The sequence below is a fragment of the Pseudomonas saxonica genome (genome assembly GCF_007858365.1).
GTDB classification, from domain to species: domain Bacteria; phylum Pseudomonadota; class Gammaproteobacteria; order Pseudomonadales; family Pseudomonadaceae; genus Aquipseudomonas; species Aquipseudomonas saxonica.
Map to the genome: position 1 here is coordinate 85,277 of NZ_VFIO01000001.1, position 24,024 is coordinate 109,300.

33 protein-coding genes are annotated in these 24,024 nt (G+C 57.9%); 9 read left to right on the forward strand and 24 right to left on the reverse strand.

Annotation, left to right across the window (positions count from 1 at the left end; translation table 11 throughout):
- The 23 genes from FJD38_RS24720 to FJD38_RS00500 all read right to left on the reverse strand — a co-directional run bounded on the left by FJD38_RS24720 (window position 1) and on the right by FJD38_RS00500 (window position 17,876).
- Window positions 1-1,956 (reverse strand): phage tail protein, encoded by a 1,956-nt coding sequence (locus FJD38_RS24720; protein WP_244302689.1) that lies wholly within the window; start codon window positions 1,954-1,956, stop codon window positions 1-3.
- Window positions 1,953-2,555: a phage tail protein I gene (locus FJD38_RS00395; protein WP_146383610.1), complete on the reverse strand. Its 603-nt coding sequence runs from the start codon at window positions 2,553-2,555 to the stop codon at window positions 1,953-1,955. The genes FJD38_RS24720 and FJD38_RS00395 overlap by 4 nt, the downstream gene beginning before the upstream one ends.
- Window positions 2,552-3,439 (reverse strand): baseplate assembly protein, encoded by an 888-nt coding sequence (locus FJD38_RS00400; RefSeq protein ID WP_146383611.1) that lies wholly within the window; start codon window positions 3,437-3,439, stop codon window positions 2,552-2,554. The genes FJD38_RS00395 and FJD38_RS00400 overlap by 4 nt, the downstream gene beginning before the upstream one ends.
- Window positions 3,436-3,762 carry a GPW/gp25 family protein gene (locus tag FJD38_RS00405; RefSeq protein ID WP_094992962.1) on the reverse strand — a complete coding sequence of 109 codons (327 nt, stop codon included), beginning with the start codon at window positions 3,760-3,762 and terminating at the stop codon, window positions 3,436-3,438. The genes FJD38_RS00400 and FJD38_RS00405 overlap by 4 nt, the downstream gene beginning before the upstream one ends.
- Before the next feature lie 6 nt (window positions 3,763-3,768).
- Window positions 3,769-3,993, reverse strand: a complete 225-nt coding sequence (locus FJD38_RS00410; protein ID WP_244302690.1) for a hypothetical protein — start codon at window positions 3,991-3,993, stop codon at window positions 3,769-3,771.
- 42 nt (window positions 3,994-4,035) lie between these two features.
- Window positions 4,036-4,629 carry a phage baseplate assembly protein V gene (locus FJD38_RS00415; RefSeq protein WP_146383612.1) on the reverse strand — a complete coding sequence of 198 codons (594 nt, stop codon included), beginning with the start codon at window positions 4,627-4,629 and terminating at the stop codon, window positions 4,036-4,038.
- Window positions 4,629-5,135, reverse strand: a complete 507-nt coding sequence (locus FJD38_RS00420) for a hypothetical protein (protein WP_146383613.1) — start codon at window positions 5,133-5,135, stop codon at window positions 4,629-4,631. Before FJD38_RS00420 ends, FJD38_RS00415 begins: the two co-directional genes overlap by 1 nt.
- Window positions 5,128-5,793 carry a hypothetical protein gene (locus FJD38_RS00425; RefSeq protein WP_146383614.1) on the reverse strand — a complete coding sequence of 222 codons (666 nt, stop codon included), beginning with the start codon at window positions 5,791-5,793 and terminating at the stop codon, window positions 5,128-5,130. Before FJD38_RS00425 ends, FJD38_RS00420 begins: the two co-directional genes overlap by 8 nt.
- Window positions 5,790-6,110, reverse strand: coding sequence for a head-tail joining protein (locus FJD38_RS00430; RefSeq protein WP_146383615.1), 321 nt, complete (start codon window positions 6,108-6,110; stop codon window positions 5,790-5,792). Before FJD38_RS00430 ends, FJD38_RS00425 begins: the two co-directional genes overlap by 4 nt.
- Window positions 6,111-6,112: 2 nt before the next feature.
- Window positions 6,113-7,108, reverse strand: coding sequence for a major capsid protein (locus FJD38_RS00435; RefSeq protein WP_146383616.1), 996 nt, complete (start codon window positions 7,106-7,108; stop codon window positions 6,113-6,115).
- 62 nt (window positions 7,109-7,170) lie between these two features.
- A complete protein-coding gene (locus FJD38_RS00440; protein WP_146383617.1) occupies window positions 7,171-7,515 on the reverse strand; it encodes a head decoration protein in 345 nt (114 codons plus the stop codon).
- Window positions 7,512-8,639: a head maturation protease, ClpP-related gene (locus FJD38_RS00445; protein WP_146383618.1), complete on the reverse strand. Its 1,128-nt coding sequence runs from the start codon at window positions 8,637-8,639 to the stop codon at window positions 7,512-7,514. The genes FJD38_RS00440 and FJD38_RS00445 overlap by 4 nt, the downstream gene beginning before the upstream one ends.
- Window positions 8,636-10,120 carry a phage portal protein gene (locus FJD38_RS00450; RefSeq protein WP_146383619.1) on the reverse strand — a complete coding sequence of 495 codons (1,485 nt, stop codon included), beginning with the start codon at window positions 10,118-10,120 and terminating at the stop codon, window positions 8,636-8,638. The genes FJD38_RS00445 and FJD38_RS00450 overlap by 4 nt, the downstream gene beginning before the upstream one ends.
- Window positions 10,120-10,326: a phage head-tail joining protein gene (locus FJD38_RS00455; protein ID WP_146383620.1), complete on the reverse strand. Its 207-nt coding sequence runs from the start codon at window positions 10,324-10,326 to the stop codon at window positions 10,120-10,122. Before FJD38_RS00455 ends, FJD38_RS00450 begins: the two co-directional genes overlap by 1 nt.
- A 2-nt stretch (window positions 10,327-10,328) precedes the next feature.
- A complete protein-coding gene (locus tag FJD38_RS00460; RefSeq protein WP_146383621.1) occupies window positions 10,329-12,347 on the reverse strand; it encodes a phage terminase large subunit family protein in 2,019 nt (672 codons plus the stop codon).
- A 3-nt stretch (window positions 12,348-12,350) separates the two neighbouring features.
- Window positions 12,351-12,959 carry a terminase small subunit gene (locus tag FJD38_RS00465; protein WP_146383622.1) on the reverse strand — a complete coding sequence of 203 codons (609 nt, stop codon included), beginning with the start codon at window positions 12,957-12,959 and terminating at the stop codon, window positions 12,351-12,353.
- A gap of 160 nt (window positions 12,960-13,119) precedes the next feature.
- Window positions 13,120-13,464, reverse strand: coding sequence for a phage holin family protein (locus FJD38_RS00470; RefSeq protein WP_122782551.1), 345 nt, complete (start codon window positions 13,462-13,464; stop codon window positions 13,120-13,122).
- 112 nt (window positions 13,465-13,576) lie between these two features.
- Entirely contained in the window at window positions 13,577-13,990 is a 414-nt protein-coding gene (locus tag FJD38_RS00475) for a hypothetical protein (RefSeq protein WP_146383623.1), read from the reverse strand.
- On the reverse strand, window positions 13,987-14,346 hold the full coding sequence (locus FJD38_RS00480; protein WP_120265961.1) for a PA0613 family protein: 360 nt from the start codon (window positions 14,344-14,346) through the stop codon (window positions 13,987-13,989). The genes FJD38_RS00475 and FJD38_RS00480 overlap by 4 nt, the downstream gene beginning before the upstream one ends.
- Window positions 14,339-16,555, reverse strand: a complete 2,217-nt coding sequence (locus FJD38_RS00485; RefSeq protein ID WP_146383624.1) for a virulence-associated E family protein — start codon at window positions 16,553-16,555, stop codon at window positions 14,339-14,341. Before FJD38_RS00485 ends, FJD38_RS00480 begins: the two co-directional genes overlap by 8 nt.
- Window positions 16,545-16,763 (reverse strand): TraR/DksA family transcriptional regulator, encoded by a 219-nt coding sequence (locus FJD38_RS00490; RefSeq protein ID WP_120266704.1) that lies wholly within the window; start codon window positions 16,761-16,763, stop codon window positions 16,545-16,547. Before FJD38_RS00490 ends, FJD38_RS00485 begins: the two co-directional genes overlap by 11 nt.
- A complete protein-coding gene (locus tag FJD38_RS00495; RefSeq protein ID WP_167654221.1) occupies window positions 16,756-17,274 on the reverse strand; it encodes a phage regulatory CII family protein in 519 nt (172 codons plus the stop codon). The genes FJD38_RS00490 and FJD38_RS00495 overlap by 8 nt, the downstream gene beginning before the upstream one ends.
- Window positions 17,275-17,615: 341 nt before the next feature.
- Window positions 17,616-17,876 (reverse strand): hypothetical protein, encoded by a 261-nt coding sequence (locus FJD38_RS00500; protein WP_146383626.1) that lies wholly within the window; start codon window positions 17,874-17,876, stop codon window positions 17,616-17,618.
- Window positions 17,877-17,955: 79 nt separating this feature from the next.
- Here FJD38_RS00500 and FJD38_RS00505 point away from each other — a divergent pair, with 79 nt between their 5' ends.
- Window positions 17,956-18,687 carry a LexA family protein gene (locus FJD38_RS00505; RefSeq protein WP_146383627.1) on the forward strand — a complete coding sequence of 244 codons (732 nt, stop codon included), beginning with the start codon at window positions 17,956-17,958 and terminating at the stop codon, window positions 18,685-18,687.
- 58 nt (window positions 18,688-18,745) lie between these two features.
- Here FJD38_RS00505 and FJD38_RS00510 read toward each other — a convergent pair whose 3' ends face one another.
- Window positions 18,746-20,170, reverse strand: coding sequence for an SIR2 family NAD-dependent protein deacylase (locus FJD38_RS00510; protein WP_146383628.1), 1,425 nt, complete (start codon window positions 20,168-20,170; stop codon window positions 18,746-18,748).
- Between the two features lie 153 nt (window positions 20,171-20,323).
- Here FJD38_RS00510 and FJD38_RS00515 point away from each other — a divergent pair, with 153 nt between their 5' ends.
- The 8 genes from FJD38_RS00515 (at window position 20,324) to FJD38_RS00550 (ending at window position 24,010) form a co-directional block, all read left to right on the forward strand.
- Complete coding sequence (locus FJD38_RS00515; protein WP_146383629.1) at window positions 20,324-20,503, forward strand: hypothetical protein; 180 nt, start codon at window positions 20,324-20,326, stop codon at window positions 20,501-20,503.
- Window positions 20,500-21,093, forward strand: a complete 594-nt coding sequence (locus tag FJD38_RS00520; RefSeq protein WP_146383630.1) for a hypothetical protein — start codon at window positions 20,500-20,502, stop codon at window positions 21,091-21,093. Before FJD38_RS00515 ends, FJD38_RS00520 begins: the two co-directional genes overlap by 4 nt.
- Before the next feature lie 8 nt (window positions 21,094-21,101).
- The gene (locus tag FJD38_RS00525) at window positions 21,102-21,386 is read left to right on the forward strand and encodes a phage antirepressor KilAC domain-containing protein (RefSeq protein WP_146383631.1); all 285 of its coding nucleotides are present in this window, start codon (window positions 21,102-21,104) and stop codon (window positions 21,384-21,386) included.
- A 140-nt stretch (window positions 21,387-21,526) separates the two neighbouring features.
- Window positions 21,527-21,922, forward strand: a complete 396-nt coding sequence (locus FJD38_RS00530) for a hypothetical protein (RefSeq protein ID WP_146383632.1) — start codon at window positions 21,527-21,529, stop codon at window positions 21,920-21,922.
- On the forward strand, window positions 21,919-22,245 hold the full coding sequence (locus tag FJD38_RS00535; RefSeq protein ID WP_146383633.1) for a pyocin activator PrtN family protein: 327 nt from the start codon (window positions 21,919-21,921) through the stop codon (window positions 22,243-22,245). The genes FJD38_RS00530 and FJD38_RS00535 overlap by 4 nt, the downstream gene beginning before the upstream one ends.
- A gap of 40 nt (window positions 22,246-22,285) precedes the next feature.
- The gene (locus FJD38_RS24425; RefSeq protein WP_158637842.1) at window positions 22,286-22,423 is read left to right on the forward strand and encodes a hypothetical protein; all 138 of its coding nucleotides are present in this window, start codon (window positions 22,286-22,288) and stop codon (window positions 22,421-22,423) included.
- 262 nt (window positions 22,424-22,685) lie between these two features.
- Window positions 22,686-22,898, forward strand: coding sequence for a hypothetical protein (locus FJD38_RS00545; RefSeq protein WP_146383635.1), 213 nt, complete (start codon window positions 22,686-22,688; stop codon window positions 22,896-22,898).
- Window positions 22,898-24,010 (forward strand): phage integrase Arm DNA-binding domain-containing protein, encoded by a 1,113-nt coding sequence (locus FJD38_RS00550; protein WP_146383636.1) that lies wholly within the window; start codon window positions 22,898-22,900, stop codon window positions 24,008-24,010. The genes FJD38_RS00545 and FJD38_RS00550 overlap by 1 nt, the downstream gene beginning before the upstream one ends.
- The last annotated feature ends 14 nt before the right edge of the window (window positions 24,011-24,024 follow it).

Here is a 24,024-nt window from a genome sequence, read left to right on the forward strand (position 1 = left end):
TCAGTAGCCCACCGCTTCAATGACCAATGTCAGCTCGGTTGATTGCACCATGGCGGCCCACTCATCCAACCGAATAGAACAACCGGCTGTTGTGGCATTGGAGTACGCCATAGAGGTACCTGCAGAGTTACCGGTATTGGCCTGACGCAGCGTCAGGGTGACGCTGCTGCACTGATTGGGAAACGCGATGGGCCATGTGACCGCAGTGGCCAGAGAAGGACCAAAATCGCCAATCAATACACTCACCCGTTGCCGGATCTGTCCGGTGTCCCCGCACTTCCACCACCCTGGCAGCCCGGAAGTTCCCGTGTTTCGCGGCAAGTTAGTTTCGGCTACCAGGCGAATAAGTTCATTGGAATCTTTGTGCCGCATGTAGGGCATGTTTTTATTGTTACTGACCACTCCAACGTAGGTAATGTCGTCGGCATAAACCTTGGCATTGAGGGTTACGAGCATATCGGGATGCGAGTGGTCACGAAGTCCCAGATAGATCAGTCCATCCGTAGCTTCGTCACGAAAGTAAGGAAGTGCGGGATTGCCAGCTACCAATCCGGCAGCTGTGATTTGGTCTCGGGCAAGTCGGAACTTTATCAGCTCGTCTAACTGGCTTTTGGTGTAAACATCCTGAATGCCAAAGCCCGCTACGCTGGTTGGCTTTTCAGTAAGCGCTGAGAATGTGTGCTTATGGTCTGCAACCGCCAAGTTAAGTATTGACCGGTCTTTTTCCAATCGAAAATAGGGTTTGTTAGCCTCGCCATTTACCAACCCTACGTCAGTAATGTTGTCGCGCAAGGGACACCGCTCAACCCGTTCATTCACCTCCGCTTTGGTATAACCATCCGTGATGCCATAACCACTCAAAGTACTGGGTTTACCCCCCAAATCCATAAAATTGTGACCGTGCCCGGCCACTGACAGTACGATGTTGCGGCCTGTAGAGATTTGCCGCATATACGGCACCAATGGATTGTCGGAGGCCAATCCCATGTCGCTGACAAAGTCACGGTTGATTTTGAGGTTTAACAGCTCATCCATATAAGTGCGGGTATACGCATCGGCGATGCCGTACCCGCCCAAGGTCGTGGCCTTGTCCGCCTTGCCTGCCAACGCATTGATGATGGTGTTAGCAAAGTTCGGATCACCACCTAAAGCTTCCGCAAGTTCCTTGAGCGTATCCAGCGCACCGGGGGCACCCGCGATCACCGCGCGAATGGCAGCCTGTACAAAGGCAGTGTTCGCCAGTTGCTGGGTGTTGCTATCACTGGGTGCTGTGGGACCAGTGGGTAAACCCGTGAGTGAGGGACTGTTAATGGGGGCTTTAAGGGCCAGTGCTTCATTGGTCTGCGTTTTGGTGTACGCATCCTTGATGCCGTTTTCGGCGAGCGTGTCCGGGTTGCTGCCTTCAATCACCACTCCACGCTTGTCGATCAACACTTTGGTGTAACTGCCCGGGGTACGCGTCGGCGGTAGTACTTCAATGATCCGGTCATCCACGTACTGACGGGTCGCCAGTACTATGCTCGGGTCAATCTTGAGCGTAACGTTGGCCGCGCTGGTGACGATGAAGTTGATGCGCACCACTTGGGTTTTGCCGGTGCCCTGCTCCAGTAAAGGCTTGAAGCTGGGCGCACAGTTGGCAACCGCCACCAGATCACCGTCCACGTCATACAGACCGATTTCACGAATCCACCAACCGCCCACATTTTCCGGAATCACCTGTTCGGCGATGATCACGTTGGTGTTTTTCGGATCGACCTTGATCTGATTCAGTGGCGCGCGGCGGCGCTCGTTGATCAGTTTGGTTTGAGTTCGGCTGGGCTGAGGATCTGCCCCATTGGCATCACCGACGCCCATTTGGGTAAACGTCCACGGCAGGCCCAGCGCGGCAGCATTGGCCTGTTTGGCCTCACCCACGGCGGTGAGAATCGCCATAAACTGGCTGCTTTGATCAATCATGAGTACACGTCCAGGATTTCGATGTGGTGTTCCCGGCCAGCCGGGCCGTAGTGGCCAGTGACCTCAATGTCGCGGGGTGCCGGTGGGTAAACGTCGATCACCTCGCCTTCGTACAAGCTGGTAAACACATTGATATTGCCGGTGCTTTCGAGGCTGATTACCAGCTGGGTCAGCGTGCGACTAAGCGGTTTAGCGTCGTCGATCAGGGCCGTTAGCTCCTGATACATTTCCTCGGTGATGCCGGTTTCCAGCACGCCGACTTTGAGGGCGAAGGTGCCCGGCTCGCCCAGTGGCACGGTCTGCCACCACTCGATTACTTCCAGCAGATAGCCCAGCGGCTCGACCACGCGGCGCAGTGCGCCGATAGTGCCCTTGTGCGCGTGAATGAAAAACGCCGCCTCTATAGCGGCACGCTTGGTCTGTTCGCTCCAGCGGTTGTCCCAGCGATCCACCGACCATGCCCACGCCAACTGGTGCAGCAAGTGCGCCGGGCACGTTCGGGCGTTGTACAGGGTGCGAATCGGGATCACCGGGTTGTGATCAATGGCCGCTTCGATGCCCCGTTCCAGTTGGGTACTGTTGAGCGGCAGCAGGCTCATCCGGCACCGCCTTGGGTCACGCTGTAGCCGGTGCAGTAAGCGGCTTGATGTTTGGCCCGTGGAATGTCGACCCAGCCCGGTAAGTCCACACGGCTGACGCCGGTGATGTGCAGTTGCGCATCAATCGCCGAGCGGGCGACTTCCACGCCGAGTCGCCGACGCGGGTTGATCCATGCCGCAAGGCGCCGTGTCGCTTCGGCCAGAATCGCTTCGTTTTCAGAGCCGGTACCGGCCATGTGCAACACCGCGTCTATGCGGTATTCCTTCACTTCGGCACTTTGCACCGTGACACGATCCCCGACCGGGCGAATATCTTCATCGCTCAGGTGCTCGAGCACCTTGGCCAGCAGCGCTGGGTCGGCCACGCCGTTGCCCTCAAGATGCAGCACTGTGACCACCACTTGAGCCGGGCTTGGGCTTTCGGCCTGCGCATCGGCCACCAGCGCCGAGGCATTGCGCGCATGCAGGATGTAGCTGTTGCGCGGCCCGGCCGTGGTCAGACCCTCGTACACCAACTGGATGCGCTCGCGTAACGCGTCGTCCAGTTCCATCACCTGCGGCACTGGCGGCACGCTTTGCAAATCGGCTTCCTGAATCACCAAACGCTTGAGCCGCACGTTGGCCGCGAGGTGATCGAGGTCGGTGCGCTGGGCGTAGGCCAGCAGCAGCGACTTGGAGGCGTCGTTGATCCGCGCCCGAATCTGCAACCGGCGATACGCGCCCAGCTCCAGCAGCTTGACCACTGGATCGCTCTCCAGCGCCGCGTTCCAGTTGTCGCCCATGTAGGCGCGAAACACCGCCAGTTCCTCCTGATAGGCGTCTTCAAAGTCCAGCGATTCCAGCACTTCCGGTGACGGCAGGGCCGACAAATCCACGATACTCATGCACTCACCTCCATTGCTACGGCGTCGCCCAGGTACTGGCCTTTGAGTTCGAAACTGATGACACCTTCGAGCACCGCCGAGACGCGCACCGACTGCAATTTAAAGCGCGGCTCCCAGAGGTTCAGGGCGTGGGCGACTTCGGCCTGCACCGCGCTTTTCCAGCCCGCCGTGATCGGCATGTCGACAAAGCGCCGTAACTGGCAGCCATAGGCCGGGCGCATGCGCCGACTGCCCACCGGGGTGGTGAGGATGTCGGCAATGGATTGGCGCAAATGCTCAACGCCGGAAAGGGCCGCGCCGGTGTGGCGATCCATTCCGATCATGGCGGGTTACTCCGTGAGGCGTTCAAAGTCCGGGTGGGTGCTGAGGTATTGCAGCTGGTCGTCGGTGGTTGCATTGACGCGGCCTTTGGCGACAGGCAGCGCGGCGCCGCTGGGCAGAATCAAGGTGCGCGAGGTGTAGACCTTGTCGCGAAAGACGCGAGCCGGACTCAATACCGGGGCGTTCTTTTCCAGTGCCGGGACGGTGGCTTTGTCGTCAGGTGTTTTGCTCATGGTGTTCTCTAGGTAATAAAAAACTCGCCGTAGCGAGGTTGGTTAAGACGGTGTGCCCGTTAATCCCGCACCGGGAGTTACGCCTTTATGGGTGTGTGTCGATCCGACATTCATTCCGTTGTGGGTGAAGCTCGATCCGTTGATCACCACGTCGCCATTCAGGGTGATTTTCCCGGTCAGGTTGATCGCCTCGGCCTTGCCAGTAATTGCGCTGTCCGTCACCAAGGCCGTGCTGCCACCCACTGCAATGGTCACGGTGCCGCTGGGCAAGGCGATGGTGTAACTCTTGGCTTGCCAGTCGTAGACCAGCGAGCCGCCATCATCAAATCGCCACACTTCGACATGGTCGCGGTTATCCGGCGGTGCACCGGCGTCGCCGTACAAGCCCGGCACAAAGGTGCCCATGCCTGCTTGACCACTGGGGTTTAACAGCACGCCCTGCTCGCCAAGGCTCGGCGCGCGCCAGTGCCGGGCTTTGCCTGCCGCCACGCTGTGCCAACGCACCCAGGCGCTGGTCCAGTTGCCGGTAGATACCCGACAGGCCGGTGGCGATGCAGCCAAGTCCACGGCGACCACGTAGCACGGGATCAGCATGGCCGCGATCATTCGGTCATGTTCAGCGGTGGCGTAACTCATTACAGATCCTCGGGGGCGACAGGGTCTTCGCCATTGACGCTAATCATCAAGGTGCCGGGCGGCTCATCGGGCCACGGCCACGACAGCTCACCGAGGTAGACGGTTTGTGTCCACTCGACCAGCCATACGGTGTAGCCGTCCAGTTCGGGGCGCGTCCAGTCTTGGGTCGAGCGCTGGAACTCTGCGGCTTGCACGGGCAAGCCCCAGTATTGAGCACGCAATAGCACGGCCAGTTGCGTGGCCAGATGCACCGCTCGCGGGTAATGGTCAGCGCGAATCACGTCGACTATCACCCGCGCTTCAAAGGTGATGGTCAGGGTGGTTTGTCCGGTGCCTGCGTCCTGTCCGGGTTCGATCTCGGCAATGTCGAGAAACACGGCGGGCAGCGGGATATGGTGCTGAACGTCCGGCCAGAATCCGACCATTTGTACACCCGGCAAATGCTGCTCAATTTGCTGCTCGATGGCCTGATACAGCTGGTCGAGGCTAAAGGGTTGCTCAGACACGGCGCGTCCCCTTCAAGTATTTTTGCAGTTCGAATTTCATCTCTTGTTTGAGGATCTGTATCAAACGGTCGTCGGCTTTGCGGCTCCAGGCTTCAAAGTGGGGTCGCACGGCTTCCAGTGAGATTTTGGCTTTGGCCAACGGAAAGCGGTCGCTGTTTTCACCGACAAACCCGGAGCTGGGCCCGGTCTGAGAGGTGACGTTGCTGTCAGGGTAATCCGCCGGGTCAAAGTGTTTGCTCGCGGTACGAATCCACACTTCGGCCTGATTGCCGTAGACCTTTTTGTAAAACGCGCCCTGGTAACGCCGCCCGGCCACGGACACCCCGGCCCTTATCTGCCGGGCACGCCCTGACCGACTGGCTTCAAGCGGGTTGATGCCGAACCACAACTTGCCGCGCAGTGCGCCGCCGTCCACCGGATAGCTGCGCAAGCGTTGGCGCACCGCCTTGACCGCGATGCGCTCCTGCTTGCCCACGGCCCGGGCGATGTGGGTGCGTAACCAGCCCAAGGTCTTGTTGATCGCCCGGCGTTGCGCTTTGGCCGCAGCGCCGGGCACCAGGGTGGCCAAGTCTGCGAAGGCTTTGAGGTCTTCGGCTGAGGCCTGAATATGCAGCATGCCGCTGTTCTTTTTGACTTCACTGAAACTGCCAATACTCATGGACGTTTCCTCAAGATCAGAGACACCAGCCCGTCGCCGCTGGGTTCCAGTTGCAACAGATCGTAATCGCCGCCACCGTCCAGCGCTGGCAGGTCGACGGTGACTTTCAGGCCTTTGTTCAGGCCGTCCGAGTCCGCGACCCGCACCACAAAATGCGGTTCGCGCAGGCCGGTATTGAGACGGCCGATTTGCGGCTGTTTCCACGGCGCCGAGAACATGCCCAGCACCGGCTCGGCGCGGCCTTCAATGTGGCCGGTGTCGGCCAGCACGTCGAAGATCACGCTGTCGATGTCGGCCACCAGATCACGGATGCCCACGCCTACAACTCCAGCAGGATCTGTGCGCGGGGTCGGGTGCAGATGTGCAGCGGGTTGGACTGCGCTTCGCCGGCCATGCCTTTGTTGAACGGCATCGGTTCGATCTTGCTGTAGTACGGAATGCCCTGGGTGTTAACCGTCTCCATGTAGTCGGCCGGAGCGAAGGCCGAGATGTACAGGTCAGGCACGCCTTCGGGTACGAGCAGGGCTTTGTCGTCATGGACGAATGCCACGCTCGCGATCTTGCCGCGATAGCGTTCCCAGACAATGCCGCCATATTCGAAGCTTTCGCGGGCATCACCACGCAGCGCGGCGGCTTGCGCGGAGTTGAGGTAAGTGGCCTTGATCTCCTCGAGGCCCATCATTTTGTTCCAGAAATTCTTGCCACAGAACGCACGGGCACCGGTGCTGGTGACACTGCCCAGCGCATCCTCTTGCATGTCCAATGCTTCACCGCATTTAACGCGGAAGTCTGTGTCCTTGACGGTCAAGCCCATCGACATTTTCTGTTGCTTGACGCCAAAGCGGTCGTAGAGGTTCAGCAGTACCGTCTGCCCATCGGCATCGAGAATCAGGCCGTTTAACGCGCCGGCCCGCTGAAATTCGTGGGTGACATCCAGCTGACGACGCGCTTTGAGCAAGCGGGCATTGACCACGTCCTGTACGGCTTGCAGTTCGCTGCGGGTGCCGAAGGCGCGAATGCCCTGAATCTCGTCAGCCTTGATGGTGAAGCGTTCCGGCAGGTGCACGGTGTTGAACGGGATCAATGTACGCTTGCTCGCCCCGACGATCAGGCCCGAGGTACCGCGTTCACCGGCCGGCACCAATGCCAGGGTGTCGCCGTCTTTTTCAATCTGCACGGTGAGGGTGGTGATGCCCTCCTCCTGAAACAGACCAAGGCTGCTCAGGCGGCCGGGCTGGTACGGTTGTTCGTTGATGGCAGCGGTCAGCGACGAAACAGAAAACGCATCGTCTTCAAAGATGGCGATGTCGGCCATTAGGACTCTCCAGAAAGTAAAAACCCCGCTCGGTGGCGGGGTGCAATAAGGGGGCGGTTGGCTTAGCGCACGATCACAAAATGTTCGGCCAGCGATTTCTCGCCTTCGGGATCGAGGCCGGTCAGGTGCGCTTCGCTGACCTCGGCCAGCCGCACCACCGCACGGCCACGGCGCACGATGTCGGACTCTCCCAGCGGGCCATACAGAATGGCGACGGCGGTCTGGCTGCCGTCTTCGGCGGTCGGCACGTACGGGGCAAACTCACCCGTAGCAGTGATCAGCCCAAGGACTTGGCCGGGGTTCAATGCCGGGCCTGCGGCCACGTTGATGGCTTCGCGGGAGATGTTGCCCGCGCCTTCCGAGAGCAGGAATTCACCCGCGTGGATCTGCTCATGTTTGATGGTCATGCTTTTACCCCTGTCTGGGCGGCGCGACGGGCCGCGTAAATCGCGTTGGTGTCAGGTTGCTTGGCCTGGGTTTTCGGCGCTGGGTCGTCGTTGATCGGTAGGCTGTTGTCGATCTCAAACCCGCCGCCACTGACCAGTTTGTCGAATAGACGACCGCGCACCGCTTCGGCGGTTAGACCGGACGCGACGAACTGTTGAGTAAACTCGGGCAAACGCGCCGCTACGCACAGGTCGCGCACGGCCTTGGCGTTGCTGATCGCAGCGTTGACCGTGGCTTCGTCGGCCAGTTTGGTGGAGTTGATGATGGGTTCGATCAGGCTGCTGATCCCGGCCGTGTTGCAGCTTTGGGTGATCAGCAAGGCCAATGCTGCCGAGTCCACAATGGGCGGCTTTTCCGGTTCTGGTTTGGGTTCAGGCTCCGGTACTGGCGGTTGTTCTGGCGGCTCGTCCAACTGAGCCAGCAAGGCTTGCGGCGCATGCTGATAACGCTGCAACGCGCCACCCTGCCCCAAACAGGCTTTGACCTTGACGCCCTCGCCCACTTCATCGGCCAGCCCCAGGGCCACCGCTTCACTTGCGGTGAGCCAGGTTTCGGCATTAACCAGTCGGCGCAGTTCGACTTCATCAATGTTCGGCGCCTTGGCCTTGTACGCCGCGATGATGGCTTCCATCGCCTGATCCAACGCCGTGGCGACCTTGCGCAGGTTTTCGGCGTCACCTGCCGCATAGGTCCACGGGTTATGGATCATCAACATGGCGTTAGACGCGATCACCACCTTGTGCGCGCCGCACACCGCGACACTGGCCGCGCTGGCTGCGAGCGCATCGACCCGCCCGGTGCAACGCTCGCCCAACCGCGACAGCGCGTTGTGAATCGCCAAGCCGTCAAAGAGGTCACCGCCAATGCTGTTGAACGCCACCACAATCGGCGACACACCGTCATCGAGCGCTGCCAGATCGCGCACAAACTGGTTGGCGGTGATGCCCCAGGTGCCGATCTCGCCGTAGACATACACCTCAATGCTGCGAGCTTCAGCCTCGCCGCTAGCCTTTAGGCTGTACCAGTGTTTGTTTTGCGGCGGCGCGGGGTCTGCCGCCTTGTTGAAAATGCGTAGTCTGTTCATGGCGTCTCCTTGTCGGCCGGTTCGGTGGGCAGGTCGACCAGTGTTTTGTAGTTGAGGCCCAGCTCGCGGGCGCGTTTTTGGTCGGCGGCGTTTTCTTCGTCGACGGTTTCGGCGTCGTAGCCCTGACGCAGGACCATTTCGCTGCGGGAGTTAAAGCCCGCGTTGACCTCCATCATTCGCGCCTGAATGTCTTGCACCGGCTGGATATAGGCCCAGCCTTGCGGCACCCAGCGAGTGCGCAGGTATTCGCGACGCCGTTGCGCGTAGTCGACCAATGTCAGGCGACCCGCGAGCACGGCCATGTCCAGCCATGCGGCCCGCACCGGGCGGCAAAGTTGGTGCACATACACGCCAAATTGCAGTTGCTCCAGACGACGGCGGAACTCGTTAAGCACCACGCGCAGCGCCCGGTCGTTGACCTCGCGCATGTCGCCAGTGAGGATTTCGTAAGGCGTGCCGGTACCGGCCGCAGCGGCCATCAGTTGTTGGCGCATAAAGTCCGGGTAGTTGTTGCCCGCGTCTGGTGGTTTGGAAAACTCCACCTCCTCGCCCGGCCCCAGTTCCTGCATGGTTCCGGGTTCCAGTGCGACCATCGGAGTGAAGCCGTCGCGGTCTTCGGTCAGCGGCAAGCCGGTGATCGGATCGCGCGGTTGTTGTGTGGCTTCGGGCGGTGGCCGCGAGATGAAGCCTGCGAACAGGTTGGCCACTTCTTGGCGAAACAGCACCGCGTCATCGTAGTTGTCGAGGCTGCGCAGGCGTTTGAGCACCGGCGACAAACGCGGCACGCCGCGCAACTGGCCGGGTTCGACCGGTTCAAAGATGTGCAGCACTTGTTCAGCCGGTACGCGTACCAGCTGGTTGTAGCCGGCATTGAGCGACGAGGCATCACGCGGGTGGACGCGGTACATGTGATACGCCACGCGCTTGTGCGCCGGGTTGAACTCAATCCCGGCACGGATGCTGTTGCCGTTTTTGTACGGCTCAAACTTGTCGTGTGGCACAAACTCCGGGGCGAGTACCTGGAGCTGCAATGGCACTGCCAGATTCTCGTCCAGACCGCGTGGCCGCAAGCGGACAAAGCACTCACCGGCGGTTTCGACGGTGCGGGCGATCAGCGCCTGCTGGCCATAGAAGTCAGTCAGGCCATCGGCGTCTGATTCGTCGACCCAGTCATCCCACAGGTCTTGCTGCAATTTGCGCAGGGCATCGTCTTCGGTTTTAGGCCGAGGGGTGATGCCGGTGCCGATCAGGTTGCTGACGCGTTTGTCGATGACGTTGAACGCGTAAGGATCGTTGCGCACCGCCGAACGTGAACGGGCGCGCAGGTTGCGCAAGGTCGGGGTGTTGAGGCTGTTGATGCCGATGTCCGGCGCGTCCCAACTGGCCGAGCGCCTGCCCTCACCGGCCCCTTCGTAACTGGCTTTGATCCGTTCGGGCAACAGGAAACCGTTGCGGGTCAGGGTTGGATACTGGCGCGCCATTAGAGTCCCTTGCCTCCGTGGTAAAGCCGGACCACTTTTGAGCGCGGTCCGGCTGATGCGACCAGCGAAGTGCGGATCTGATCGCGGGCCTTGAGCAACTCATCGACCGTGCGGTACTCCACGGTACGGTCGGCAAAGCGCACGGTTTTCTCGCCGCGCGCGATGGCCGACTCAACGGCGTCGAGGTGCTTTTGGGTAAAGGACATAGTCAGCGTCTCTTGAGGTAGCCGCTGCTAGAGCTGCGACGTTGTGGGGGGCGTGCGACCGGCTGCGGTTGAGCGGCCGGAGTGGCTGGGGGTGGAGCTGATTCGACCACTTGTTGCACGGCTGCCGCCGGAGCTGCGACCGGCGCGGCAAGACGCTCGGCCTGTACCGGTTTTTCATCGAACAAACCGGCCTGCGCCAGAGCTTGGCGAATGCGTTCCCAGTCGTGTTCCTTGTAGCGGTTCAGGCCCAGGTAATGCGCCATCGCCAAGTTGTACACCATCAGGTCGAGAGCTTCGTTGCGCTCGGCTTTGCCCTTCACCCACTCAATGCGCTTGTGACCGCGCACGTACCGCGCCACCTTGCGCTCGGCCACGCACTGGTCGAAGAACTCGTCCGGCAAGTCGTTGGCAAAGTGCAAGGCGCCCGGCCCGTCTTCAAACGGGTAGCGGTTGTAGATCCAGTCTTTGGCGGTGTCGGTACCGACGAACCACAACTCGGCGCCGTTGCGCTCGGTCTGGCCTTTCCAGGTCACGTCGACCATCGACGGGCGTTGCGCGATCACCGGTTTACCCGGCTTGCTCGCGCCCTTGATGGCGAAGATGTTGCGCCACCGACGCACGCGGCAGAACTGGTAGACCTCGTCGGTGTGGTGGCCGCCTGAGTCCACAGCGGTGGCAAGAATGCCCAAGCCGACGCCGCATGGGTGCGGGTAGCGCACTTTGAGTTTGTCATCGAGCACGGCCCAGGTGCGCTCATCCGCCGGGTCGCCCCAGATGATCTGGAAGTCAACGACCCAGCGCTCCATACCCACGCCCCAGCCCATCACCATCAGTTCCAGGCGATTGGCTTGTACGTCGACCGAGGCGGTGAGCATCAGTACGCGGTGAACCATCGCGCCGAGGCCGTAGGGTTCAAGGCGTGCGCGGTCTCTCAATACCGTGGCTTTGGTTTGTTCCTGAGCACTGTCCCAGACCTTGGCCAGACGGGTGTTGTAGAACACCTGCATGGGCTCCAGGTCGCCCCGGCTCTGCGCTTTCTTGGCCTTCTCAAATTGCTTGGCCAGCGACGGCCAGTCCATCCAGCCCAGCGGTGAATACAGGGCGTTGAGGTGAAAGCCGATGGTTTCGCCGTCGCCCTGCGCGTGTGAGCGCCATTCGCCACGGGCCAGCATCTGACCCTTGTGGTGTTCTTCGATCAGCACGTCGCAATCCGGCGCGGCGCACTGGTAATGAACCACGCTGTAATCGGCCGAATAGTGCAGGTTCTCCCACTCTAGGATCTGCATGTGGCCGCAGTGCGGACACGGCACGTAGTAGTAACGCTGGTCGCTGGTCTCAAACAGGTCAGCAATGCGTGACGCGCCCTTGATCGTCGGCGAGCTGGAGAAGTAGAACTTGGCGTTTCGGCCGAAGGTACTGCCCCGGGTTTCGGCCAGTTCGATGGGGTCGCCCTCTTCGCCCACGTCCGCGTCCCAGCGATCGATCTCATCGCCGTAGATGTAGCGGGCCGACAGCTCGGCCAAGTTGGCCGCAGAACCGGCTGTGGTGACGTACAGCGAGCCGCCTTCAAACTCTTTGGTGTCCATCGTGTTGCGCGCATCACGCGAGCGGGTCGCGGCCACGCGCTCACGCAGTACCGGCGTGGCCTTGATAGTCTTGCCGATCCGCGACGACACCCGCTTGGCTAGGCTGAGACTGGGTAACAAGGTCAGGATGTTGGACGGCACCATGTGGATCAGGCCGCCGATCCAATTCAGTGCAATCTGGGTTTTCATCAACTGCGAGGCCACCATCGTGACCACGCGCTTACAAGGATGAGCCGGTGACAGGCAGCGCATGGGCTCGCGTGCATAAGGCGTGCGCGAGGTGCGGTACTGGCCGGGTTCGGCGGCGCCGGTGTCACGCGGGATACGCATGTACTCGTCGGCCCACTGGTCGACCCACAGCGACGGGTCAGGCCGTAGCCCACGGAAATACGCCTCGCGGTACACCTCTGCACCGTTCGGGATTTCCGTGTGCATGGGTTAGCTCTTGTGGTTGAGGGCGTGAACCAGGTCAGCCGACGACATACGCTCGGCGTCTTCCAGCGAAGCGCGGATCGCAGCCGTAAGGCGGCGTTCGATTTCCCACGGGTCGGTCATGGCGGCCAACTCGGGGGCCAGTTGCGGTGGCATGCCCAGCAGTTGATCGCGCAGCAAACGGCCCGCGTTGAAGGCGCCGGTTTTTACCGCTTCCAGCTCGACCTGCGAGCCCTGCACCTTGTGGAATTCCGCCTCGGCCAATTGCGCCAAGTAGTACTCGCGGTGGGCACGGGCCTTTTGGAAGTCAGGTTGCTTGCCGGCCGGGCCGATGGCGGGCTGCAGCGCAGCCATGCTCGGCGTGGATTCGACCAGAGGGGACAACTGGCTGGTTACGTCGCGCTGCACTCGATCCGCTTGATGCCGAGCCGCGACGGCGGCCTTGCTCGGGTCGGCGGTGTCACGAATCAATGCGACGGTGGCGTCGACATTCACCCGCTTGCCGTCATCCGATAGCACCAACCGATTGTTGTCTTTAAGCCAGGTGATGTAACTCGGCGCCTTGCCGATGTGAGCCGCAAAGGCGCTCTTCGACAGAAAGATGGGGTCTGTCACAAGCCCTCCTTTTCAACGGCTTTTCAATGCAAGCCTTTCAATTTCAATGGATTGAATTTCAATAAGCTGCCAGCCCAGCGGCTAACGATTTCCCGCGGGTTTCCTGCCCCGTACCCCCGGAAATTCCCCAGGGTCCCCGGCATGTTTTGAGAGAAGGGAATTACTCTGGGGAGTCAGAACGGGGTGGAATTTCACAGACGCCCAGCCGTTTGGCGACCCAGCGTTCGTAAAGGCCGATGGCGACATCCGCCCCGGCCATTGCCGTGAGGCAGCCCAGCGCCGAGGACGCCCAGAGCGAAACGCCGTTGACGTGCAGCAGCATCATCGTCGACAAGCCGCACACCACACAGGCACCGGAGCGCAACACCAACCGCCGCACCAGTGACCAGCCTCGCGCCCCGTCCTTGTCCGCCCGCCACATCTCGCCGGACACCCCGCCGATCATGGAGAGGACGATCAGTAACCAGATCGGCATATCAGCTAACGCTTGTTGCTCTGTTGTCATCGCCCGCCCCATAAACGCAAAAACCCGGCGCAATGGCCGGGTTTAGTGGTGGGTGCCTGCCGCTCTCTGCGGTCGCACCTATCGAAGATGGCTACTTTTTACAGGTGGATTCTCATGGCAGCAAGCCACTTTTAATGCCATCGGCGAATAAGTGGGTCAGGCGCTTAAACACCCGGTGAATGTCGGCGAATACATCACCCCGGCTAACGCTTTTGGAGGCTGTCTGCCCTGCCCCACTGTTCAGGTTAAAGGTGGGACAAGGGAGAATACCCAAATCAAAGGCTGTGCCCCACTGTCCTACTTCTTTTACCTTTTCCTCGTACAAAGAGAGATTTATAAAAACACGCGTGCGCGTGAAGCGCGCGTAGTGGTGCCCGCTGCGCTCACATGGGCGGGAGGCACTTTTAAGCGGGACGGTTGGACAGACCAGCAAAGACGTGGCCTGCGCCTGACCCACTGCCATAGAAAGCAGCGGGACAAGGCGGGCCAACAAGGCAATAAAGGCACGGGGCAAGGAAACGATCACGCAGCCAGCCTCCCGAGCAACAGGTTAGCGATGCACTGGTGTGCCTCGTGAAGGCGACGGTAATAGGTCGGCGCACTGCATCCGCAATGCATCATCTTCTGCGACAAGAAGCTGTCGTGGTTGCAGTAGTGCTCATGGACCAACACAGACAACTGTGGGGGCAGGTGCTTGTTGACGATCAGCTCAATGTCAGCCGACTCATCGAGCAACACCCGACTGCCGCGCGTACCGCGTATCAGCTCGCCCTTGGTTTCCATCAGCATGGCAATCATGTTGCCGCTGCCTGTGCCTTCGGGTGATTCGCTATGCAGGTCTTCCGCCCAGAGCTTGAGCAAGGTGTCGATGCGCTTAATCAAAGCAAGGCTCCTCGATCTTTTGCACCTGCAAGGCTGAGTGACCACCCCAGTTGTCCGGTTTCTTGTACGCCCAAGGCCGCTGTCCGCTCTTGGCCAACGCTGCCAGTCGCACACGCCGCCATCCAAGCCGATGCATGATCGCGCCGACGCGCATTTGCTCAGGCTTGCCCCAATGGCCAAAGTCGAGCTTCAACGCGCTGGCCAACACTTCGCTGCCACTGGTGGTTTCGCCTATCTGCGACTCTTCCAGCCAATTCAGAATCGGGCCTTCCCACTCATCCACCACAAAACGCTCGTCCTGGGCTTCGGAGAACATGGCGGTTTCGTCTCGGTTGACCCACCAGATCTCGTCGGCCTTGTAGCAAAACATCGCCTTAGCCCAGAGTTGGTCGCGCATGTCGCGCAGCAGATCCAGATCGACCTTGGTGCAGGCCACCGGCCAATAACGCCGGTTGCCCGTGGCGTCCTTGAGGTATTCGTCCTGGTTGGTCGTACCCACGAACACACACTGGCGTGGCACGTCATTGGTTCTGCGGCCGTAGCTTTCGCGGTAGGTGTCGGTTGACGCGGAGAAGAACTGTTTGGCCTTGGTACTTTCCGCCTTGTTGAAGCTGTCCAGCTCGCCCAGCTCGATGATCCACTTGCCCCGGATCGCCTGAAAGCCGTCCTTGTCGCCCAGAGCAAACGGCGTGTCCATAAACCAGTCACCGCCGAGGATACTCATGGCCGTCGACTTGCCTTCGCCCTGCCCGCCTTCAAGGATCATCACCGAGTCAGCCTTGCAGCCCGGACGCATCACCCGTGCAACCGCCGAGATCATCCAGCGCTTGCCGACCTTGGCGCTGTAGCCGCTTTGGGCTACACCCATGACTTTGTTCAGCCACGTATCGAGGCGCGGCACGCGGTCCCATTCCAGTTGGTTGAGGTAGTTGCGCACGGGGTGAAACGCATGGTCGTGAGCCACCACACTGACGGCCTCGATCACGCTGGAGGCTTTGACCCGCAGGTTGTATTGCTGGGCCAGCCACTTCATCACGCGGATGTCATCAATGTCGCCCCAGTCGCCGGTGCCACCGCCATACGGCGGCGTGCGCAACTTGACGATCTTGGAGCTGAACGCGCTGAAAGCGATCACACCCGACCAGCGCTCATCGTTACCCAGGATCAGCTCGACGTTTTGCATGTGCGCGATCAGTGAGCCGTTTTCAGTGCGGGCCAGTTGGTCTTTCCAGCCACCCGCTGCCGGCGGTTTGACCACCGCCAACACCTGACGGCGCACAGCGTCCAGCCCTTCGGCACAGTGCAGGTCGTTGAAGTCAGTCCACTTGATCTCGCGCTCGCCTGAAAAGATTGGGCAGACCACTTGGCCACCGACGATCAACGCTGCGTTACTGCCCTTCTCTTCACCGGGGTTCCAAGGCTCGCCGTTCGGGCGCTTGGTCTTCCAGTCATCATCACGGCAGACAATCAACGCACGGCCGGGGAAACGCTCGCGCATGGCCTTGGCCACCACACTCAAATTGCCCGCATCAAAAGCAATGGCCACCGTCAACGAGGTGGCCATATTCAGGCTTGCGCCGGTGGCGTAGCCCTCACACACCAACACCGGATCACCCGGTTCTGGGTGCGGGCCGATCAGGTGGAAAGCGCCCTCTTTGGACATACCATGCGGCCAATAGGACTTATCGCGGCCGGTATCAACCTGCTTCTCGGGATAGATCACTTGCAGCCCGACAATCTGATCCCGCGCGTTGCTCATCGGGATCAACATAGCCCCGGTGCGCGGGGCGTAGCGCACACCGATGCCGACGATCTGCTTGCGTTCCAGATAGGCACTACGACCCTTTTCAGGCATGCGCTTAAACAAGCCCGAGGCACGGTTAGCAGCCCGACGCGCCGCATTGGCGGCAACCTCTGCAGCACGACGCTTGGCCTCTTCCTGACGAGCACGCATCACGTCGCGCTCCTCCTGACTCATGCGCCCGGCCTTGACCTTGATCTTATTGCTGTCGCCCGAGCGCCAATCACCGAAGCTGCCGAAAATCAGTATTTCGTTTTTCTCGGTGCGGTGCTCATGGATCACGTACCAGCCGTTTTTCTCCTTGCCTTTATCCTGCGTGGTCTTGCATCGGGTCAGCTTGCCGTAAGTCAGCGGTTGCGCAGGCTCAAGGCCGTGGTCAGCGAATTGACCGAGAACGTCATCGAGCATAACGAGTACCTACTTGTTCATTCAGTTGTTGGCAGGCTGCACAGCGGGTGCAACTGGTGACGGCCAAGCGACGGGCCATAGGGATAGTCGAATCGCAATCCACGCAGAACTCAAAAGACTCAAACACCGGCAACGCCTTACGCGCTGCCAGTGCTTGATCGATACGCTCCTGCACCAGGTCGTTGGCAAAATCAGCGATATCAGCCACGGTCAGCACCCCGCGTGGTCGAGTTGACGTAGCAAGCGCGGTTGAACATCCCCAGCAACCCCTGAATACCGCGAAACACCTGCAAGCGAATCTCGGCCAGCTCGCGGTCAGTTACCACACCATCGCCAATGCTCTTGGCCCAGGTATCCGCCAGATCGGCGACCTGACGGAAATACATGGCAAGGCCGGTGGTCAGCGTCTCGGGCATATCATCGGTGTAGGCCTCGGCCAGCTCCTGCCAAATCGTGTCGCCCACCAACGCGTGCACCGCATCCAGGATGCGGCGGTCTTTGGTCAGCTCCAGAATCTCGGCGAACTCTTGAACATTCACCGTGTGGCTGGGATGGGTTGGCGAGAGTTTGTGCTGCAGCGTGGTGGGGTTGCGGCCGGTGGTGGCGGCAATGGCAGCAGCGCCGCCCGGGTAATCGCGGGCAGCATGATAAAGCGCCAAATCGAGCGGCAGAATTTCGCGTCGCGCTCGTTGGGTGCAACTCAGAGCAATACGGCTCATGGCATTAATCCTTGAATGTTGCCAGTGCCGCGCGGCGTGCAGTGGTGGTACATTTGCCGCGTGGCTTGAAGAGGCCCAAAAAGCCGGTCTAGATTCTCAAGATCGAAACCGGCACCGTGCCGAGGCGAACGATCCGTCGTTCACCTCTAGCGCAACCGCTGCCAAATCTGTGGTGGAAATGGCAGCAAACCCCAAGGCTTCCGAGCCTTGGAAAGCGCGGATAAAGTGAGACGGTTTAGCATGTGGTGTGCCCGCCTACCTTTACCGCGACCCGGCGACACTGTGGTGGTGTGTGCCGGGAGGAACTGGGCGGCCCTTGGGTCGCCTTTTTTCTTTCTCAACTATGCTGCAGCCTTATGTGGCGAGGATGCTTCCAGCAACCATGCAGCTTCAAACGAGTGGCCGTTTTTCTGCGCCGCTGTTGCCAGCAGCTCGGCATAACGGGTTTCACCGGTGTAATCCGTACGGGGCAAACACGCTGCCAGACGCCATTTATTCAGCGCCTGATAGCTACGCTGACAGATCTTGGCTGCGGCACCGATGCCACCAACAGCTTCAAACGCGAACGCTATGGCATTCGGAAAATCTGAGGGGTTCAGCATGGCAACCTCTATTTATCAACTTGCGGTTGATATTAAACATCAACTGACTTTTGCGCAAGCTCTATGAGAGTCTCAACCTATGGTTGATAAAGACGAATTACGCGCAGAGTTCAGCTCTCGCTTACACGAAGCACTCGACGACGCCGGCATACGCAGCCGTGGGCGCGGAGTGGACATTCACAAACGCCTGAAAAGCGTGGGCGTCCACAAAACCACCCAAGCCATAAGCAAATGGCTGAATGGCGAGGCGATGGCAGAGGCTGACAGTATGGTTGCCCTATGCGACTGGCTGAAAGTGCGCCGTGAGTGGCTTGAATACGGCGTTTTGCCAAAAGAACAGACGGCTGATGGGAGTCAACATCAACTGCAAGTTGGCGAGGACAGCAATGTCAGCGGCATCATGCAGCGATTCGGCAAAGTCCCACTCATTTCGTGGGTGCAGGCCGGCGCTTGGTGCGAAACCATCTGTAATTTTGAGCCATACGATACAGAGGATTGGGTTTCTTGCCCTGTGCCTATCAGCTCAAGCGGTTATGCGTTGAAAGTTCTGGGCGATTCGATGACGAATCCAGGGCCGGGTAGAAGCTATCCAACAGGATGCATCATCTTTGTTGATCCAGAAATCCAGGCTAATACTGGTGATCGAGTGGTCGCACGGGTGCCGCGTACCAATGAAGTGACCTTCAAGGTGCTAGATTCGGATGCTGGGCGGGTTTATCTGCGCCCTATCAATCCGCAATATCCAATCATTGATATTACGGAAGAGACGCATATTTGTGGGAAGGTGGTTGGGTCGTTTATTCCGGAATAAGCGGCCCAATCTAAAATATTGCATACATATAACAAACCATAAGCTTGAAAGAATTTTTTCAAACCGACTTATCAGACGACGCTATAAGTTTAGTTATCAGCACCTTAGAACTTAATGCTTGTGATAACTGAGGCGCCGTGCTAAGCAATTCGACCATATCACTCCACCCTTTACTCTGGGCATAGTTTTTTAATTCTTTAAGCTGCTCAATAGGTAATGTAGATTTCTTATTATCCCAAAGACGTCCAGCCATATGTGACTGCCCAATTTTCAAACCAATAAAAGGTACTTGTCTCTGAAAAGCATTTGCAATCTTATGGAAAAGGGCCGGAGGCATATTTGACGGCCCATAAGCATCTAGAATATCAAGAACCAAAACAAGGCCTTGACCATAACCTTCAAAATGCCCATAAGGTAACGACCGTTCAAACGTCTTATCAATACACTTATCAATAAAAGGAATAAAACCATCAATCAGAGGAGCATAACTACTAGCGTTAATTATCGAGAGTGTAACAGCCCTAAAAACGGGATTATCAATAAACTTAATTACAGAATCCTCGGGATTCTTAACTAGTTGATCACACACGCCGTCAAGTTTTTTACTCAGTAATTCCTCATTATTTTTACGTTTCAAAACGACAGGCATCAATTCAGAGAAAAAATCTTCAAGATTTGATGTCTCAATTATAAGAGCACCATTATGCCCTCTATAGGGCTGAACCCTCGGCTCCGCCATTCTGACAACTTGAACAACCTCACTCGGATAAGTTTTAATTTCCTCATCAAAAACATTTCTAGACCAATCAAACGCAGTGAGAACATTATCATCACCAAGGCTATACCCCAGCAACAAAGTTGTTGACTCCTTCAAAGTCAAAGCAAGCTTTATTTGACGATATTCATTAGGCCTAAACAGTGCCGTATAATCTTCTCTGCAAAGTACAATTTTCTCCGGATGCGTTCTAACTCCATGCAAATGGTATACAGGAGTTCGCCCCTTTGGAAAAACCAAAGGTTGATCAGGTCCAATTGTAACTGACCTACCAGGCAATAAACTCTCAATTACCAAATCGTAGTTAGTGGTAACAACCCATGCTGGATCTAACAAATCTATATGAGAAGCATATAACTTTTTCTTTTCGTCTTTCGGATACCAACATGTTAATTCAGCAACTTTCTCCTTAAGCTGTAAAATAGACTCCTTTAGATCCACACCTTTACTAACACAGTACTCCCGACAAATTAAAGAGGCAATTTCTGGATACCCAGTCCCAATCAATTTCATATCAGAAAAATCAAAATCGATATCTAGTAAGTGCGCTGCCCTCATTAATAACTCCCCCCAAGATAGCGCCTCATCACCCACAAGCTCTTTTGAAAAACCAGCACCCACAAAAAGGCAGAGGTTTCCATATATGCTGGAAGAGGCTAAGTAATGGATTACTTCCTCACGAGTAACATTTTTCTGGGGACAATGCATATTCAATCCTTGATTTTTCTTAAATTTCTTAGCCGGAGTTTACACAACCTCTCAAAGGTCTTGATACTGAAAACAATATCAACCTGTGGTTGACATTACAATTGCCGTGGTTGATATTGTTATCACTCTCCCACCACAGAGCGAGGCAACACCATGCACACCACAGCAACCCTGCACGTCCACCCAGCGTGCGCCAGTAACCGTCGACTGATCGAGCAGCTGCAAGCCACCACAGGCTGCTTGGTCATCCTCCACAACCATAAACCCCGCTTGGTTCCGCGCAGCATCCGCCCTACCCCGTTCGATCCGAACAACGGAGGGCATGCAGCATGAACCGGTTTTCTTTGGCTGATAAAACTCTTCGCCTGCTGGCTGCACAGGTCAATTTGAACGGAACGTTTAAGCACGTTTGCCCGCTTCAAAATACCAACCAGCCGTTGACCTTTAATCTTCAAATTGAGCGCGGCCCCTCGATCACTCACTTTACGATCATCACCGGCATCGAGAAGCACAGCCTGACGGTACAGAGCCCAAGTAAAGACACGCACCTAGTGCTCGCTGACTTTATTGAGTCCATCGCCAATGGCCGCATGGACACTGCCGAGCCAGCAACATCCCGCGTGACTGCCGAATCTGTCGACCGCGGCCAGCTACTGGATACTCATCAGCAAGAGCAACTGCACCAGTTGGTGCGCAATGGAGGTTCATTGTTGCTCGATGTCGGCTTTGATGAAGACGTCAGAATAGCGGTGCATCGCACGCAGAGCCGCTCAGGCATCACGGCCATTATCGTCGCTGGCAACACTTGCCCCCGCACCCAGTGCTTTACGGCATATGGCGACGAGCAGCACAGCGTCGACCGGCTGCTGCAATCTCTCAACCACTTGGCCGCGTCGGTAGTACCTGCCGCGTACGCAGCTTAGGTGGTGATATGGATCGCACTCTCGCCGTAGCCGCCGCGTGCCTAGGCACTACCCGGCCAAAACTGATCAAGCTGATGCGCGAAAAAGGCCTGCTCAACGACCGCAACCTTCCAGCCTTTCCGGTTCGGGATCGTGAGTATCTGCGGGTCAAGGACAGCAACTGGTTCCACGCTGAACTCGGCATGCAGTACAGCCAATCAACCCGGGTGCGTCAGCCCGGCATGGTTTGGCTGGCCAAGCAGTTGGGGCTTGCCCTTCCACCTATCCCGGCTGACCACCGTGACGTGGCCTAGGGAATACGCTCGGCAGATCGTGGCCATGCCGACACGCGACGAGCGCCACGCTGCGCTCCTTGAAGTGCCAGAGCATTTACGCGAAATGACCAAGCGCCATTGCTTGAACACGTGGAACCATCCGAAACGGAGAAAGGATCATGAACAACGATCTGATTGACCTGCACATTTTAAGCTTGCTGCGTCTCCCTGCCGAACAACGAACCCAAGCCCGGATCGCTTTGGCGCTGGCAGACATTGCTCAAGCAGCCCAACTCGAAACAGCAATGCAGGCTAACCCCTTAACGGAGCAAAACTGGCTCCAGCAAGAGCACCTCAAGCTAGCGGCCATTGCTGAATTTCTCAGGTCGGAACTTGGCTTTGAGCACTGTAGTGCCCAACTCGACCTTCGCGAATCAAACAACCAATGGGACCAGCCTCTCACCGTCATATTGTCGAATTACAAGGGCGAAACCTTCATGCACGGACGCGGACGAACAGCAGAAGAATGCTTGCAAGATCTTTGCACCCTCGTGAAATCCCGGAAGGCCGCATGAAAGACAACAACCAAGCCCCACTGCGCCTGCTACCCGCACCGGACGCGGCCACCGTTGAGCTGCTGTACCGCAACTTCGGTGACGTGCTGATCCCCCTCGCCAAGCTGCGCGAGCAGTACTTCCGCTACCTCAACGAGCAAACTTTTGTCGCAGAGATCATAAGCGGCCGGATTCAGTTGCCCATCACCACACTGGACAACAGCCGTAAAGCGACCAAGTTCGCGCATATCAGACACGTTGCTGCACTGATCGACATTCGTGCGTACAAGGCCGACGAAGAGCTTGCGAGACCGCAAGGCGATATCCAGAACAAAGACGACTAACCCCGCTGTCACCACCAGCGATGCAACAGGAGCACACCACATGACCACGACTCAGATCTGCGCGTTGATTGTCCTGATATTCAGCGCGGGCCTGCTCTATTTGATTGGCTACCGTTGCGGCTTGGCCGATGGCCAGAAGCATCAACCGGATGCCCGCACCCGGAGAAAAGCGGCATGACCCACCAACTGATACACCACACAACTCTGCCCGCTTTGCTCTGCAACGTCCGTGGGATCGCCGCGACTGTAAAAAACAGTCTCTGCTGCGCAGCAGCAGGCATTACTAACGCTATTCGGGCCACTGCGGGAGTGCTTATACCCCACGTAAAGCTGCGCGGGGCAGCCCACCTTGATGCCTCGCTAAACGCTCAGAACCGCCCGCCCGCGCAGCTTGTGGTGGGGTATAAGAGCATTAATAACGCTTGGAAAGGACGCTAATCATGGGCAAAGAACTCATCAAAATCAGCGAATACCAGCGCCGCCGCTGGGGTGAGAACGGAACGCCACTGTGCTCTCAGGCTATTCGTAACTACATCCGCAACGGCAAATTGCCGGGAGAGCAGATTGGCTCGCTTTGGTACGTTGACTGGAATGCGCTGAGTAAGTCAGACGGTAACGACTTGGTCGCAATGGTATTGAAAGGAGTAGCCTGATGTCCCCTAGGCCGCGCACTGGTGCGAACAAGCACCTGCCGCAGAACCTGTACTTTGATGCGCGGCGCTCGACCTACCGCTACCGTCGGCCCACCGACGGTAAGTGGTTTCAGTTTGGCAGCGACCGTATCAGAGCAATCGACGCCGCCAAACAGCTCAATCTGGAATTCATGCGCGGTGCAGACCTGGTTGGGGCAGTGATGGGCAACACGTCAGGTTCATTTGCAGGATTCCTGGACAAGTACGAAGCCGAGATTCTTCCTCCCCGCGAGCTGGCCAAGGGGACGTTGGGGCTGTATGCCGTTCACGTCAGACGATTCAGAAGACACTTCGAGGGTAAGGCTGTCGATCAGATAACCATACGCATGGTTGCAGAGCTGCTCGACACCCTGACACCCCGTAGCGCCAATCAAAGTCGCGCCCTATTGGTGGACATTTTCAATCATGCCGCGTCGAAGGGTTTGTGCCCGGACAACCCGGCATCGAGCACCATCAACCGTATCGAGAAAAAGCAACGCAAACGCCACACTGTGGAAGGTCTGAAGGCGATCAGGGAAGTGTCCCCACCTTGGCTGCGTAACGCCATCGACTTGGCACTGATCACCGCTCAACGCCGCTCAGATATTCTGGACATGCGATTCGATGGCGTGCGGGATGGCTATCTGTACCTGGTGCAAAAGAAAACTGCCAAGGCCAGCGATACAGCGTGGATTCGTTTCAAGGTGACTGAGGAGTTACAAATAGTCATTACCCGATGCAGAGACAACGTAGCCTCGCCGTTCTTGATTCATCGCAAGCCACAACGACTGTTACAAAAGCAGGCGCAGACTAAAGAGCATTGGACCAAAGTTGAGGATCGGTTTTTAACGCGTTCTTTTAAAGAGGCGCGCGAACTGGCCGGCTGTTACGCGGACTGGAAAGAAGAAGAGATGCCGGGCTTTCACGAAGTGCGCGCATTGTCGCTGCACCTGTACAAAAGAGCCGGTAAAGATGGTCAGGTCATTGCGGGGCATGCCAGCGAGACCATGACCAAGAACTACCAGAAAGACCACGCCGATGTGATCTGGTCGGATGCGATTCCAGACCTGAATATCAGCGAAATCACCGGTTGATCTTACTCGCGCGA